Here is a 16,705-nt window from a genome sequence, read left to right on the forward strand (position 1 = left end):
ACACCGAGCAACAAAAAGGGCGCTGACTTATCATCAGCGCCCTTTTTACTTTATAGCTCAGTCATATAGACCCAACGTCATTGGCGTTGCAGGTAGGCAGCAAGCAACGCTGCTCACCCTGCAGTTTCAACGATACAGGGTATTATTGGGCGCTATTCTGACGCCACCATTCTGCTAGCAGAATACCGGTTGCCACTGATACGTTCAGGCTTTCTACCCGGCCAGTACCGCCGATAGACACACTCATATCGCCCTGCTGCCAAGCGCTATCGGTCAGGCCGTCACTCTCTTGCCCTAATACCAGCACCATTTTGGCAGGCAGTTCAGCTTTTGACAGACTGACACCTTTATGGCTCGATGTGGTCACAATGGTGTAACCGGCTTTACGGAAGGTATCCAACACTGAGAGGAAATCGTCTGCATTGATAGCCTTGATATGTTCCGCACCACCTTCAGCCGTACGCACCGCCGCACCCGACTCCAGCATCGCCGGATCTTGCAACAATACGCCGTTAATACCGAAATGCGCGCAGGTCCGCATAATGCCGCCGAGGTTATGTGGGTTACCCACATCTTCCAGCGCCAGTACACAATCTTTAGCCTGAGTCTGCTGTTGCAGATAGGTTTCTGCATCCAGTCCCTGGCGTTTCTTGATAAGGAAGCACACGCCACCATGGTGTTCAGTGCCAGAAGCCTTCGCCAGCTCTTCTTCCTCAACCACATGATAAGCCTTGCGGTTAGCCGCCATCCATTTCAGCGCTTCGCGAAAACGTGGGGTAACAGATTGCACAAACCAGGCACGGACGATAGCGTCCGGGCGGCTTTCAAATAACGCCTTACAAGCGTTCTCGCCATAAACACGCGTTTCTTCAGCCCGCTGACGGCGCAATTGTGCCGGATCTACATGACTTTTACCGCTGATACCACCATGATCAAACTCTGGCTCTTCTGATGGCGCACGAGATACTGTTTTCCACGGTGAATCGTAAGGTCCATTGCCTTCAGAACGTGCCGGGCGGCTAGGACTCACGCGTTCATTACGGCCGGAATCGTTACGACGTGAATCATTACTACGCGGTGAGCTGCCCCGACCTGCATTATCACCTGGACGACCTTTGCTTGCCGGACGCTGGTTTTTACTACGGTTATTGTTGTTACGGTCGTCGCTGCTGCTTTCGTCACTGCGGACGTACATCACTTTGACTTTGCCGTTTTTGCCACTAAATGAATCGTTCATTGTCTTCTCCACCAACGCGCAGGGCGCGAAGATTACCTGATGTCCGCCCGGTTAGCCATAACCAAGCGCTAAAAGCTAGCAACTATCGTATTCATCGAATAAACCTTTTTGGCACTTATCTCATTTATCTCCATAATAGATAACAACAAGGAAACAAGTCAGCGATGTTTTCTCTTCTATCTATTGAGACACTAAATAAAGGCTAATCTATGAATACGGTATGTGCAGCTTGTATGGCGACTAACCGCCTACCGGAAGAACGTATTGATGACGGCGCTAAATGTGGGCGCTGCGGCCACTCTTTATTTGATGGCGAGGTGATTAACGCCACCACTGAAACGCTGGATAAATTGCTGCAAGATGACTTGCCGGTGGTCATCGACTTCTGGGCTCCGTGGTGCGGCCCTTGCCGCAGCTTCGCGCCTATCTTTGAAGACGTGGCCGCAGAACGTGCCGGAAAAGTCCGCTTCGTCAAAGTTAACACCGAAGCCGAACCTGAACTCAGTACCCGTTTCCGTATCCGCAGCATTCCAACTATTATGCTGTATCGCAACGGTAAAATGATCGACATGCTCAGCGGCGCATTGCCAAAAGCACCTTTTGATCATTGGTTAGATGAGCAATTATCAGTAGCGTCAGCCGCCCGATAAGCTAGTTTAACCCATTTATCGCGTTTCGGCGCAACGTAGTCACCCGGTGAAATTGATGCCCTGACAGTTTTTTGTCGGGGCATTGTTTTTTTGTTTTATGGTATGACTAAGCACAAGGGTTGATTAGAATAGCGCTATTTCATCAGGAGTCCGTCGTGACTGAAATATTCATCACCGACCATGCGTTAAGTTTAGATACGGTCCTCACGACGGAAAATGCCGTACTGCGTTTACGCCAGCAGCGTTTAGCGGCATCCACGCGCGCCTATCGTGCCCGTGGTTGTCGGGCAATACGTTGTCAGGGCTGCCTGTTGGCAGAGCGTTTTTGTTTGTGCGATACCATAAAACCGCAGCCAGCCGCCAGCCGCTTTTGCCTGATTATGTTTGATACCGAACCTCTAAAACCCAGCAATACCGGTCGCTTAATCGCTGATATTCTACCCGATACCCAGGCCTTTCTCTGGGCACGCACTGAGGTTGCCCCTGAGTTGCTCGCAGCCATTAGCGACCCGACGCGCCAGCCATATGTCGTATTCCCAGAAAAATACGCTGAACCGCCACGGCAGATACTCAATCACTTGCCCATCAGCGATAAGCCTCCGCTATTTATACTGCTGGACGGCACCTGGAACGAAGCCAAAAAGATGTTCCGCAAAAGTCCCTATCTGGCTGACCTGCCGATGCTGTCACTCAATGTCACTAATAGCTCGGATTATCTGTTACGTGAAGCCCCGCGCCCAGAGCAACACTGCACGGTCGAAGTCGCCGCCGCCCTGCTACAACAAGCAGGTGATATCCGGGCCGCAGACCAATTAACGGCCCATTTCCACTATTTCCGCCAGCAATATTTAGCGGGAAAACCTCACCACCCAGTGGGGCGAGTCACAGCAACTGTCGAAGAAAGCACATAAAATCAGATAAGCTGTCTTTAATTTATACCCAATAGATTTCAGGGGCAGGAAGGCAGCGAATCGTTCTGGAACCAGTTTGAACAGTATTGATGCGAGCCCGCAGGCTGAGTAAGCGCAGCCAACACACCTGTAATGTCAAAGATGACGGGGATAAACGATGAGCCAACGTGGATTAGAAGCATTACTACGCCCGAAGTCTATTGCGGTTATCGGCGCTTCTGAAAAGCCGGAGCGCGCCGGTTTTCTGATGATGCGTAATTTGCTGGATGGTGGCTTCAATGGCCCTATTCTACCGGTGACCCCAACCCATAAAGCAGTATGTGGCGTGTTGGCTTACGCAAATATCGCTAACCTGCCGATCACGCCCGATCTGGCGATTCTGTGTACTCATGACAGCCGCAATCTGGCACTGTTGGAAGATCTCGGTATCCGTGGCTGCAAAGCGGTCATCATTTTGTCTGCCGCAACTGAACAGTTCCCAGAGCTGAAAGCCTGCGCGCAACGCCATCATATGCGCCTACTTGGCCCCAACAGTCTGGGTTTGCTGGCCCCATGGCAAGGGTTAAATGCCAGTTTCTCACCCGTTCCCATCAAGAAAGGGCGCCTGGCATTTATCTCTCAATCTGCCGCGGTAGCCAACACCATTCTCGATTGGGCGCAGCAGCGGGAAGTTGGTTTCTCGTATTTTATTGCGCTAGGTGACAGTCTGGATATTGATGTCGATGACTTACTCGATTTCCTGGCCAGAGATGGCAAAACCAGTGCCATTATGCTGTATATCGAACACATCAGTGATGCGCGCCGGTTTTTATCCGCCTCACGTAGTGCTTCGCGCAATAAACCGATTCTGGTGGTCAAAAGTGGCCGCACACAACGTGCTCAACAGTTGCTCAATGGTCAGCAAGGGCTGGACGCGGCTTATGATGCCGCGATTCAGCGGGCTGGCTTGCTGCGGGTGCAGGATACTCACGAGCTATTCTCCGCCGTTGAAACACTCAGCCATATGCACCCGCTACGGGGTGAGCGGTTATTGATTGTCAGCAATGGTTCCGCCCCGGCGGCCATGGCGTTGGATGAGTTGATCAGCCGTAATGGCAAGTTGGCGACCCTGTCTGATACCACCCAATCCGCGTTGAGTGCCGTACTGCCCTCTTTTGTCTCCTTACGTAACCCCATAGACTTGCGCGATGATGCCAGCGCTGAGCGCTATCTGGCGGCGCTTAAACCGCTACTGGACAGTACCGACTACGATGCACTATTGCTGATTCATTCTCCGAGCGCTGCTGCGCCAGGAAGCAAAACGGCGGAATTACTGATTTCAGCTATCCGCCAGCACCCACGCGGCAAGCGCCTTACCCTGCTCACTAACTGGTGCGGTGAATATTCATCGCAAGATGCACGCCGACTGTTCACCGAAGCCGGGATCCCAACCTATCGTACCCCGGAGGGGGCGATTACTGCCTTTATGCATATGGTGGAATATCGCCGTAACCAGAAGCAATTGAAAGAAACACCTGCGCTGCCTGTCGGCCTCACCGCCAACACCGCCCATGTGCATCAGTTGATCCGCCAGGCGCTGGCAGAAGGTGCTACCCAGCTTGATACCCATGAAGTACAGCCGATACTTGAAGCTTATGGTCTCAGGACCCTGCCAACCTGGATTGCCAGTGATAGCGTAGAAGCGGTACATATCGCAGAGCGATTAGGTTATCCAGTGGCCATTAAACTGCGCTCGCCGGATATCCCGCACAAGTCAGAAGTTCAGGGCGTAATGCTGTATCTTCGCACCGCAATTGAAGTGCAGCGGGCTGCTGATGATATTCTTGACCGGGTAAAACGCACCTATCCGCAAGCCCGTATCCACGGTTTGCTAGTGCAAAGTATGGCGAATCGTGCGGGCGCCCAAGAGTTGCGAATTGCGGTAGAGCAGGATGCGATTTTTGGTCCGTTGATCATGTTGGGTGAAGGTGGCATCGAGTGGCATCATGAAACTCAGGCCGCAGTGGCACTGCCGCCGCTCAATATGGCGCTGGCCCGCTACCTCATTATACAAGCAGTCAAAGGCGGCAAAATTCGCAGCCGTGGATCATTACAACCCTTGGATATCCCTGGGCTGAGCCGTTTACTGGTACAAGTCTCCAATCTTATTCTCGATTGCCCCGAAATCAGCCGGTTAGATATTCACCCGGTACTTGCTTCAGGCAGTGAATTCACGCTGTTGGATGTTTCGATGCAACTGGCACCTGTCAGTGGCGATCCGCAGGCACGGTTGGCGATTCGCCCCTATCCACACGAGTTGGAACAGACGGTAGAGCTTAAAGATGGCTCTCAGTGCCTGTTCCGCCCAATCTTGCCTGAAGATGAACCACTACTAAAATTGTTTATTGACCAAGTCACTAAAGAAGATCTCTACTATCGCTACTTCAGTGAAATAAATGAATTCAGCCACGATGATTTGGCGAATATGACACAGATTGACTATGATCGAGAAATGGCCTTTGTCGCGGTGCGCCAAAAAAATGATGGTCCTGAAATTATTGGAGTCACTCGCGCGTTGTCTGACCCTGACAATATTGACGCCGAGTTTGCCGTGTTGGTGCGCTCAGATCTTAAAGGGCTGGGATTGGGGAGTGAACTGTTAGAAAAGATGATTCAGTATACTCGCAGCCATGGGTTAACGCGGTTAACAGCGGTCACCATGCCCAACAACCGTGGCATGATCGGTTTAGCTAAAAAACTCGGTTTTAGTATTGATGTACAGATGGAAGATGGGATCGTTAATCTGGAGCTGACACTTTGATTTCAGTTACATGAATCACCGTGATATATACCACAACCCCAAACGATTCGGTCTTTGGCAGGCAAAACTTGCGCACAATCCGCGAAAGTAGTGGTATTATCGCCCAACTCAATGGATTAGTGTTTTTTAGGATATGGCGGTTCTGCCATCAAATAACAAGAGAAGAAGCGCACTGTGATGTTGTCAAAATTCAAACGTAGTAAACATCAACAACACCTTGCACAACTGCCCAAACTCCCCCAGTCAGTTGATGATGTCCAAACGCTTTATTGCCCCAAGGTTTTCCGCTCTACTCTGTTGGATCTAATAGGCCTGGCGACCAAGCGTATTTATCTGGTGGCGCTTTACTTAGAGCAGGATGATGCAGGCCGGGACGTAATGAATGCCCTCTATCAGGCTAAGCTTCAGCGCCCAGAACTGGAGATTTGCGTGCTGGTAGACTGGCACCGCGCACAACGTGGGCGTATCGGAGCCGCTGCGGTCAATACCAATGCTGATTGGTATTGTGAAATGGCAGCCAGTCATCCGAATGTTTGTGTTCCGATTTACGGTGTTCCAGTCAATACGCGCGAAGCACTCGGCGTGTTGCATCTGAAAGGTTTTATCATTGATGATACGGTGATTTACAGTGGTGCCAGTATCAATGATGTCTACCTCTATCAAAACGATAAGTATCGTTATGACCGCTACCAATTAATCACGAATCCATCATTGACCGAAATTATGGTCGATTACGTGAAACAACGGGTGCTAAGTGCAGGCGCAGTGCAACGCCTTGATCGTTCTGACCGGCCAACCAATCCTGAGATTAAAAATGAGACCCGGCAATTTCGTTCATCACTGCGTGACATCGGCTATCAATTCCCAGCACAAGCGAGTAATGATGAATTAGCCGTCACCCCGTTGGTTGGGTTAGGCAAAAAGAGTCAGCTTAATAAAACGATTCATCATTTAATGGCTTCTGCTGACGAACGTCTCACTATTTGTACACCTTACTTTAACCTGCCGGCACTGTTAGTCCGCAATATCATTTATCTATTGCGTGAAGGTAAACAGGTCGAAATTATTGTTGGTGACAAAACAGCAAATGACTTTTATATTCCAGAAGATCAACCATTTAAGATTATTGGTGCGTTACCTTACTTATACGAAATCAACCTGCGCCGCTTTCTGAGCCGCTTACAGCGCTTTGTCGATAGCGGGCAATTAATTGTGCGCCTGTGGAAAGATGGCGATAACACCTACCATCTGAAAGGAATGTGGGTAGATAATAATTGGCAATTGATTACTGGCAATAATCTGAATCCGCGCGCCTGGCGCTTGGATCTGGAAAATGCCATTTTGATCCACGACCCTAAGCATGAGATGCACGAGCAGCGCGCTAAAGAGCTTGAATGTATCCGTACTCATACTAAAGTTGTCTCACATTACCTTGAGCTTGAAAATATTCAGCAATATCCAGTCAAGGTTCGCAAACTGATCCGTCGTTTGCGTAGGATCCGTATCGATCGGTTGATTAGCCGCATTCTTTAAATATGAAAGCCCGGTTATCTGCCGGGTTTTTTGTATCTCGCCAGAGGAGAGACGGCATGTGGTGCCCACCTTATCTTCGCCTGTTACTTATCGCTCCACTGTTTTTTCTCAGTTCTGCATGTACCCACATGGCTAATGATAGCTGGACCGGGAAAGATAAGGCACAACATTTTCTTGCTTCCGCCGCCTTAGCCGCCGCTGGCACTGCCTATGGTGAACATCAGAACTGGTCCGATGCCAAGAGCCGTAATTTTGGCCTGTTGTTTTCTATCGGGATCGGGGCAGGTAAGGAGTTATATGATAGTCGTCAAGGTGGGAGTGGCTGGAGCTGGAAGGATTTTGCCTGGGACGTCGCTGGGGCGATAACAGGTTACAGTCTTTATCAAACAGTTAACTGATACCGTTGCAGCGATAAGCATGTTATTTCCTGCCTTACGGTAAACAACTACTGCGGCTCAAACCTTACTTGCCATGTTCAAATCCCCCACGGCTACACCCATAAACAAAAAATTCCCATCAGGGCAGTCTTTTCCATTCTATTTGTCACGTTAACTGTTGAGCTTTACCCTCTGGCCTCTGCCACATTAATCTTCTGATCTGAGCATGGTTTTCTGATTTGAAATTATAAAGTGTCAATATTTGCAGATATCTCCATATTCTGCCTATAGCAAAAACCCCACGCTTTTGGCATAGGTTTTTGCTTGATTTGATGCCTGGCAGTGTGCGAATAGCCGTTGCAAGCAACGTTAAAAATCATTCCTGACAATGTTTTCCTACCATATTCGTCTCATCTTAAGGATGAGTCTCCCCCCTAAAGGGGCCAGCGCAGGCGCTGTTCAAACTGCATTCGCAGTAGTATTCGTCTCATCTTGAGGATGAGTCTCACCCCTAAAGGGGCCAGCGCAGGCGCTGTTCAAACTGCATTCGCAGTTTGTCTGCATATCATCTTCGAGTTAAACCTACTCTCGAGACAAACAAAAAAGGCCACCCGTTAGGGTAGCCTCTTTTGCTTATTTGATGCCTGGCAGTGTCCTACTCTCGCATGGGGAGACCCCACACTACCATCGGCGCTACGGCGTTTCACTTCTGAGTTCGGCATGGGATCAGGTGGGACCACCGCGCTAAGGCCGCCAGGCAAATTCTGTCTAAACTAACCCGCTATATGTCTCCATACAGCCAGCCAGCCCAATCTCGGAACGTCGCTGAAAATATCATTCTCTCTCAAACACAAAACACCTTTGGTGTTGTAAGGTTAAGCCTCACGGATCATTAGTACTGGTTAGCTCAATACATCGCTGCACTTACACACCCAGCCTATCAACGTCATAGTCTTTAACGTTCCTTCAGGGGGCTTAAAGCCCCAGGGAAGACTCATCTCGAGGCAAGTTTCCCGCTTAGATGCTTTCAGCGGTTATCTCTTCCGAATTTAGCTACCGGGCAATGCCATTGGCATGACAACCCGAACACCAGTGATTCGTCCACTCCGGTCCTCTCGTACTAGGAGCAGCCCCTCTCAATCTTCCAACGCCCACGGCAGATAGGGACCGAACTGTCTCACGACGTTCTAAACCCAGCTCGCGTACCACTTTAAATGGCGAACAGCCATACCCTTGGGACCTACTTCAGCCCCAGGATGTGATGAGCCGACATCGAGGTGCCAAACACCGCCGTCGATATGAACTCTTGGGCGGTATCAGCCTGTTATCCCCGGAGTACCTTTTATCCGTTGAGCGATGGCCCTTCCATTCAGAACCACCGGATCACTAAGACCTACTTTCGTACCTGCTCGAGCCGTCACTCTCGCAGTCAAGCTAGCTTATGCCTTTGCACTAACCTCACGATGTCCGACCGTGATTAGCTAACCTTCGTGCTCCTCCGTTACTCTTTGGGAGGAGACCGCCCCAGTCAAACTACCCACCAGACACTGTCCTCACCCCGGATTACGGGGCCGAGTTAGAACATCAAACATTAAAGGGTGGTATTTCAAGGTTGGCTCCATGCAGACTGGCGTCCACACTTCGATGCCTCCCACCTATCCTACACATCAAGGCTCAATGTTCAGTGTCAAGCTATAGTAAAGGTTCACGGGGTCTTTCCGTCTTGCCGCGGGTACACTGCATCTTCACAGCGAGTTCAATTTCACTGAGTCTCGGGTGGAGACAGCCTGGCCATCATTACGCCATTCGTGCAGGTCGGAACTTACCCGACAAGGAATTTCGCTACCTTAGGACCGTTATAGTTACGGCCGCCGTTTACTGGGGCTTCGATCAAGAGCTTCGCCTTGCGGCTGACCCCATCAATTAACCTTCCAGCACCGGGCAGGCGTCACACCGTATACGTCCACTTTCGTGTTTGCACAGTGCTGTGTTTTTATTAAACAGTTGCAGCCAGCTGGTATCTGCGACTGGCTTCGGCGCCGAGAGCAAGTCTCTTTACCTAATGCCAGCGTGCCTTCTCCCGAAGTTACGGCACCATTTTGCCTAGTTCCTTCACCCGAGTTCTCTCAAGCGCCTGAGTATTCTCTACCTGACCACCTGTGTCGGTTTGGGGTACGATTTAATGTTACCTGATGCTTAGAGGCTTTTCCTGGAAGCTTGGCATCAACTACTTCACCACCGTAGTGGCTCGTCATCACACCTCAGCGTTAATAAGCAACCGGATTTACCAAGTCACTCCGCCTACATGCTTAAACCGGGACAACCGTCGCCCGGCTAGCCTAGCCTTCTCCGTCCCCCCTTCGCAGTAACACCAAGTACAGGAATATTAACCTGTTTCCCATCGACTACGCTTTTCAGCCTCGCCTTAGGGGTCGACTCACCCTGCCCCGATTAACGTTGGACAGGAACCCTTGGTCTTCCGGCGTGCGGGCTTTTCACCCGCATTATCGTTACTTATGTCAGCATTCGCACTTCTGATACCTCCAGCAACCCTCACAGGTCACCTTCAACGGCTTACAGAACGCTCCCCTACCCAACAACACCTAAGTGTCGCTGCCGCAGCTTCGGTGCATGGTTTAGCCCCGTTACATCTTCCGCGCAGGCCGACTCGACCAGTGAGCTATTACGCTTTCTTTAAATGATGGCTGCTTCTAAGCCAACATCCTGGCTGTCTATGCCTTCCCACATCGTTTCCCACTTAACCATGACTTTGGGACCTTAGCTGGCGGTCTGGGTTGTTTCCCTCTTCACGACGGACGTTAGCACCCGCCGTGTGTCTCCCGTGATAACATTCTTCGGTATTCGGAGTTTGCATCGGTTTGGTAAGCCGGGGTGGCCCCCTAGCCGAAACAGTGCTCTACCCCCGAAGATGAGTTCACGAGGCGCTACCTAAATAGCTTTCGGGGAGAACCAGCTATCTCCCGGTTTGATTGGCCTTTCACCCCCAGCCACAAGTCATCCGCTAATTTTTCAACATTAGTCGGTTCGGTCCTCCAGTTAGTGTTACCCAACCTTCAACCTGCCCATGGCTAGATCACCGGGTTTCGGGTCTATACCTTGCAACTAGACGCCCAGTTAAGACTCGGTTTCCCTACGGCTCCCCTATTCGGTTAACCTTGCTACAAAATATAAGTCGCTGACCCATTATACAAAAGGTACGCAGTCACACCACGAAGGTGCTCCCACTGCTTGTACGTACACGGTTTCAGGTTCTATTTCACTCCCCTCGCCGGGGTTCTTTTCGCCTTTCCCTCACGGTACTGGTTCACTATCGGTCAGTCAGGAGTATTTAGCCTTGGAGGATGGTCCCCCCATATTCAGACAGGATGTCACGTGTCCCGCCCTACTCATCGAGTTCACAGCAAGTGTGCTTTTGTGTACGGGACTATCACCCTGTACCGTGCGACTTTCCAGACGCTTCCACTAGCACACAAACTGATTCAGACTCTGGGCTCTTCCCCGTTCGCTCGCCGCTACTGGGGGAATCTCGGTTGATTTCTTTTCCTCGGGGTACTTAGATGTTTCAGTTCCCCCGGTTCGCCTTGCATGGCTATGTATTCACCATGCAATAGTGCAACGAATTGCACTGGGTTTCCCCATTCGGGTATCGTCGGTTGTAACGCTTCATATCAGCTTACCGACGCTTTTCGCAGATTAGCACGCCCTTCATCGCCTCTGACTGCCTAGGCATCCACCGTGTACGCTTAGTCGCTTAACCTCACAACCCGAAGGTGTTTCTTGCCTAAAGTGGTTGCGCGTTCACAAATGCTGCGTTGTTCCGTGCGCGCAATCCTCATGAACGTTGAGTTCACTCCGGTTGCTGTGCGCGGTACGCCTTGCCTTTGCGCCGCTCACTCACTTTTGACAGTAAAGACCTGTCGCATTGCGATTATTTGAGAGACTCTAATACAGGTTAATCCTTATCTCAGTCATTCTACGGAGAGATAAGTTTCGGCTGTATTGTTTCAATTTTCAGCTTGTTCCAGATTGTTAAAGAGCAATATTTCACAACACACTGTGCCTTGCGACCGCAGTACGTTTTGAAATAGTTTTTTTATATGGTGGAGCTAAGCGGGATCGAACCGCTGACCTCCTGCGTGCAAGGCAGGCGCTCTCCCAGCTGAGCTATAGCCCCATATAAAAAGCAAAATACCTTATCGGCATAACTCATTCTCAGACAAGGCGCAGTCACGCGACGTTTATGGGGATAAACGAATGTGTCTGTAACTCAGTATGAGGATGAGTTGGTGGGTCTGAGTGGACTTGAACCACCGACCTCACCCTTATCAGGGGTGCGCTCTAACCACCTGAGCTACAGACCCAACAAGGTACTAAAGCCCGACTAATCTCTCAGCCCGGCCTTATTTGCTCGTTACTTTCTATCAGACAATCTGTGTGGACACTGCGCAATGCGTATCGTTAGGTAAGGAGGTGATCCAACCGCAGGTTCCCCTACGGTTACCTTGTTACGACTTCACCCCAGTCATGAATCACAAAGTGGTAAGCGCCCTCCCGAAGGTTAAGCTACCTACTTCTTTTGCAACCCACTCCCATGGTGTGACGGGCGGTGTGTACAAGGCCCGGGAACGTATTCACCGTAGCATTCTGATCTACGATTACTAGCGATTCCGACTTCATGGAGTCGAGTTGCAGACTCCAATCCGGACTACGACAGACTTTATGTGGTCCGCTTGCTCTCGCGAGTTCGCTTCACTTTGTATCTGCCATTGTAGCACGTGTGTAGCCCTACTCGTAAGGGCCATGATGACTTGACGTCATCCCCACCTTCCTCCGGTTTGTCACCGGCAGTCTCCCTTGAGTTCCCACCATTACGTGCTGGCAACAAAGGATAAGGGTTGCGCTCGTTGCGGGACTTAACCCAACATTTCACAACACGAGCTGACGACAGCCATGCAGCACCTGTCTCACGGTTCCCGAAGGCACTAAAGCATCTCTGCTAAATTCCGTGGATGTCAAGAGTAGGTAAGGTTCTTCGCGTTGCATCGAATTAAACCACATGCTCCACCGCTTGTGCGGGCCCCCGTCAATTCATTTGAGTTTTAACCTTGCGGCCGTACTCCCCAGGCGGTCGACTTAACGCGTTAGCTCCGGAAGCCACGCCTCAAGGGCACAACCTCCAAGTCGACATCGTTTACAGCGTGGACTACCAGGGTATCTAATCCTGTTTGCTCCCCACGCTTTCGCACCTGAGCGTCAGTCTTTGTCCAGGGGGCCGCCTTCGCCACCGGTATTCCTCCAGATCTCTACGCATTTCACCGCTACACCTGGAATTCTACCCCCCTCTACAAGACTCTAGCTTGCCAGTTTCAAATGCAGTTCCCACGTTAAGCGCGGGGATTTCACATCTGACTTAACAAACCGCCTGCGTGCGCTTTACGCCCAGTAATTCCGATTAACGCTTGCACCCTCCGTATTACCGCGGCTGCTGGCACGGAGTTAGCCGGTGCTTCTTCTGCGAGTAACGTCAATCAATCGTGCTATTAACACGACTGCCTTCCTCCTCGCTGAAAGTGCTTTACAACCCGAAGGCCTTCTTCACACACGCGGCATGGCTGCATCAGGCTTGCGCCCATTGTGCAATATTCCCCACTGCTGCCTCCCGTAGGAGTCTGGACCGTGTCTCAGTTCCAGTGTGGCTGGTCATCCTCTCAGACCAGCTAGGGATCGTCGCCTAGGTGAGCCATTACCCCACCTACTAGCTAATCCCATCTGGGCACATCCGATGGCGTGAGGCCCGAAGGTCCCCCACTTTGCTCTTACGAGGTCATGCGGTATTAGCTACCGTTTCCAGTAGTTATCCCCCTCCATCAGGCAGTTTCCCAGACATTACTCACCCGTCCGCCGCTCGCCGGCAAAGTAGTAAACTACTTCCCGCTGCCGCTCGACTTGCATGTGTTAGGCCTGCCGCCAGCGTTCAATCTGAGCCATGATCAAACTCTTCAATTTAAGATTTGTTTGATTTGCTGCTAATAAAAGCAGCGATGCTCAAAGATTACTTTCTGCAAATAAGCATTCGAACCGAAGTTCAAATGTGTACTGCTTTGGTCACTCTTCAAGACTTTGATATTTCTTCTGCCTGCCGAAACAGGCTTCGATATCGTCTTGCGAGTGCCCACACAGATTGTCTGATAAATTGTTAAAGAGCGTTCGTTACCCGTTTGCCTTTCGGCGAATCTTACGGTAACGCGGGAGGCAGATAATACGCTTTCCCGCTGAAGAGTCAAGAGTTTCTTTCGTTTCTTTCGAAGTCAAAGTCATTCTTTTCGCTTCCTGACCCGGCGAAGTGTGTTTCGTTGTTCCCGGTCAGTGGAGGCGCATTATAGGGAGTTCCTGACAGCCTGCAACCCCTAATTTGAAAAAACTTTTCAACCGCTCATTAATACGGCAAAAAATGCAGATGTGGCGAAAAAGGAAACAAAAAGGGGGCGATTTCTCGCCCCCTCGAGGATTAACAATTACTGTTTGGCAATGATATGCCCGTTTTCCACGTCCAAAATAACGGGTACCCCCGGAATTAATTTGCCGGAAAGTATCTGCTGCGCCAGCGGGTTCTCGATTTCCTGCTGAATTGCGCGTTTTAATGGCCGTGCACCATAAACCGGGTCAAAACCAGTTTCCCCCAGGAACTCCAACGCAGGTTGAGTAATAGTGACTTGATAGCCACGCTCTTCCAGACGTTTATACAGCCGCTCCAGTTGAATACTGGCAATTGAGGCCAGATGCGCTCGACCAAGCGGATGGAAGACAACCACCTCATCTATACGGTTAATGAATTCAGGACGGAAGTGATGGCTAACAACCTCCATCACCATATTCTTCATTTCGGTATAACTTCTTTCACCGAAACGTTCCTGGATCAAATCTGAACCGAGGTTAGAGGTCATGATGACAACCGTATTACGGAAATCAACCGTTCTCCCCTGCCCGTCAGTCAAGCGGCCGTCATCTAATACCTGCAAGAGGATGTTGAACACATCAGGATGTGCTTTTTCCACTTCATCCAACAAGATTACAGAATATGGACGACGGCGCACCGCTTCCGTCAGATAACCACCTTCCTCATAGCCAACGTAACCCGGAGGTGCACCAACCAGCCGAGATACGGAGTGTTTCTCCATAAACTCTGACATATCAATACGCACCATGGCATCGTCGCTGTCGAACAAGAACGTGGCCAATGCTTTACATAGCTCAGTTTTACCTACACCCGTTGGGCCTAAGAATAAGAAGGAACCAATTGGCCGGTTCGGGTCTGATAACCCCGCACGACTACGGCGGATAGCATTGGATACTGCTTCGACGGCTTCATCCTGGCCAATAACACGTTTATGCAGGTCCTGTTCCATGCGCAGCAACTTATCGCGCTCACTTTCCAGCATGCGTGATACCGGAATACCCGTCCAACGCGCCAGGACATCGGCAATCTCAACCTCAGTGACACGATTGCGCAGCAACTTCATGGTTTTCCCTTCAAGCGCATTGGCTGCCGCGAGCTGTTTTTCCAGCTCAGGGATTTTACCGTACTGAAGTTCTGACATCCGAGCCAAGTCACCCACACGCCGAGCCTGCTCTAAGGTGATTTTGGCTTGTTCCAACTCAGTTTTAATATTCTGAGTCCCGGTTAGTGAGGCTTTTTCAGCTTTCCACTCTTCTTCCAACTCAGAGTACTCACGCTCTTTCTGCTCTAATTCGGTATTGAGCATTTCCAGCCGTTTTTTACTGGCGTCATCAGACTCTTTATTCAACGCTTGTTGTTCCAGTTTCAATTGAATAATTCGGCGCTCTAGCCGATCCAATGATTCTGGTTTTGAATCCATTTGCATACGGATACTGGAACCGGCCTCATCAATAAGGTCGATGGCTTTATCCGGTAGCTGGCGATCCGAAATATAGCGGTGCGACAGTGTTGCCGCTGCAACAATTGCCGGGTCGGTGATCTGCACATGATGATGCAGTTCATATCGCTCTTTCAGCCCGCGCAAAATGGCAATGGTGTCTTCTACTGTCGGTTCCGCAACATAGACTTTCTGGAAACGCCGCTCCAGCGCCGCATCCTTCTCTATATACTGGCGATACTCGTCAAGAGTGGTCGCACCGACACAATGCAGTTCACCGCGCGCTAACGCAGGTTTCAGCATGTTACCGGCGTCCATCGCCCCATCACCTTTCCCTGCGCCGACCATGGTATGCAATTCATCAATGAACAAGATCACACTACCTTCTTGTTTTGATAAATCGTTCAACACGCCTTTTAGACGCTCTTCAAATTCACCACGATACTTAGCACCGGCAATCAGTGAGCCCATATCTAATGACAGCACACGTTTATGTTTCAGGCCTTCAGGTACTTCGCCGTTCACAATACGTTGCGCCAACCCCTCTACGATGGCGGTTTTACCGACACCGGGTTCACCAATTAATACTGGGTTATTTTTGGTACGGCGTTGTAACACCTGAATAGTACGGCGGATTTCTTCATCACGGCCAATCACCGGATCAAGTTTTCCCTGCTCCGCACGCTCAGTCAGGTCGATAGTGAATTTTTTCAACGCCTGACGCTGATCTTCAGCGCCCGGATCATCGACTTTGTCACCACCACGCATATTTTCAATTGCCTTATCTATTTTGTCGGTTGTTGCACCGGCTGCCTTTAACATATCAGTCAAGGTGCCGCGGTCTTCAAGCACTGCCAGTACGAACAGTTCTGAAGAAATAAACTTATCCGCACGCTTTTGCGCTAATTTGTCACAAAGATTCAATATACGTACCAGCTCGTTTGATGGTTGAACATCACCGCCAGTACCTTCAACTTGTGGAAGACGACCTAAAGCCTGCTCAATGTCGCTGCGCAAACTGGCAACATTAATACCCGCCGAGGTCAACAATGGGCGAACCGTCCCCCCATCCTGATTGAGCAGTGCGCTCATCAAATGTAACGGTTCAATAAACTGGTTGTCGCGCCCAAGCGCTAAAGACTGGGCATCGGCGAGGGCAAGCTGGAATTTGCTAGTAAGACGATCCAGACGCATAACACCTCCGATATTGGTCAAAATTGCTACTGGAGATTAGATGAGGTCATCCCTCAAATTTTCAAGGTTATTTCGACACTATATTTA

General features: G+C 50.4%; 7 protein-coding genes, 2 tRNA genes and 3 rRNA genes. 5 read left to right on the forward strand and 7 right to left on the reverse strand.

Features of this window, described 5'->3' with window-relative positions; genetic code table 11:
- Positions 1 to 142: 142 nt before the first annotated feature.
- Complete coding sequence (locus EL015_RS16500; RefSeq protein ID WP_005189077.1) at positions 143 to 1,237, reverse strand: tRNA/rRNA methyltransferase; 1,095 nt, start codon at positions 1,235 to 1,237, stop codon at positions 143 to 145.
- Between the two features lie 209 nt (positions 1,238 to 1,446).
- On the opposite strand from EL015_RS16500, the gene trxC reads away from it, so the two are divergent.
- The 5 genes from trxC to EL015_RS16525 all read left to right on the forward strand — a co-directional run bounded on the left by trxC (position 1,447) and on the right by EL015_RS16525 (position 7,529).
- Positions 1,447 to 1,887, forward strand: coding sequence for a thioredoxin TrxC (trxC, locus tag EL015_RS16505; RefSeq protein WP_005189074.1), 441 nt, complete (start codon positions 1,447 to 1,449; stop codon positions 1,885 to 1,887).
- A gap of 155 nt (positions 1,888 to 2,042) precedes the next feature.
- Positions 2,043 to 2,798 (forward strand): tRNA-uridine aminocarboxypropyltransferase, encoded by a 756-nt coding sequence (locus EL015_RS16510; protein ID WP_005189071.1) that lies wholly within the window; start codon positions 2,043 to 2,045, stop codon positions 2,796 to 2,798.
- Positions 2,799 to 2,955: 157 nt separating this feature from the next.
- Positions 2,956 to 5,598 (forward strand): bifunctional acetate--CoA ligase family protein/GNAT family N-acetyltransferase, encoded by a 2,643-nt coding sequence (locus tag EL015_RS16515; protein ID WP_005189068.1) that lies wholly within the window; start codon positions 2,956 to 2,958, stop codon positions 5,596 to 5,598.
- Between the two features lie 180 nt (positions 5,599 to 5,778).
- A complete protein-coding gene (gene pssA / locus EL015_RS16520; protein ID WP_408068444.1) occupies positions 5,779 to 7,131 on the forward strand; it encodes a CDP-diacylglycerol--serine O-phosphatidyltransferase in 1,353 nt (450 codons plus the stop codon).
- Between the two features lie 56 nt (positions 7,132 to 7,187).
- Complete coding sequence (locus tag EL015_RS16525; protein ID WP_032907082.1) at positions 7,188 to 7,529, forward strand: YfiM family lipoprotein; 342 nt, start codon at positions 7,188 to 7,190, stop codon at positions 7,527 to 7,529.
- Positions 7,530 to 8,150: 621 nt separating this feature from the next.
- Here the strand turns inward: EL015_RS16525 and rrf are convergent.
- The 6 genes from rrf to clpB form a co-directional block, all read right to left on the reverse strand.
- A 5S ribosomal RNA gene (gene rrf / locus EL015_RS16530) occupies positions 8,151 to 8,266 on the reverse strand.
- Between the two features lie 113 nt (positions 8,267 to 8,379).
- Positions 8,380 to 11,286: ribosomal RNA gene (locus EL015_RS16535) — 23S ribosomal RNA — on the reverse strand.
- A 341-nt stretch (positions 11,287 to 11,627) separates the two neighbouring features.
- A tRNA-Ala gene (locus EL015_RS16540) sits at positions 11,628 to 11,703 on the reverse strand.
- Positions 11,704 to 11,813: 110 nt separating this feature from the next.
- Positions 11,814 to 11,890: transfer RNA gene (locus tag EL015_RS16545), tRNA-Ile, on the reverse strand.
- Between the two features lie 102 nt (positions 11,891 to 11,992).
- Positions 11,993 to 13,535, reverse strand: a 16S ribosomal RNA gene (locus EL015_RS16550).
- Together the 16S, 23S and 5S rRNA genes with 2 tRNA genes alongside form the textbook arrangement of a ribosomal RNA operon.
- A gap of 509 nt (positions 13,536 to 14,044) precedes the next feature.
- Positions 14,045 to 16,618: an ATP-dependent chaperone ClpB gene (gene clpB, locus EL015_RS16560; RefSeq protein ID WP_005182068.1), complete on the reverse strand. Its 2,574-nt coding sequence runs from the start codon at positions 16,616 to 16,618 to the stop codon at positions 14,045 to 14,047.
- Positions 16,619 to 16,705: the final 87 nt, after the last annotated feature.

It is taken from the genome of Yersinia intermedia (assembly GCF_900635455.1).
Lineage (GTDB): Bacteria > Pseudomonadota > Gammaproteobacteria > Enterobacterales > Enterobacteriaceae > Yersinia > Yersinia intermedia.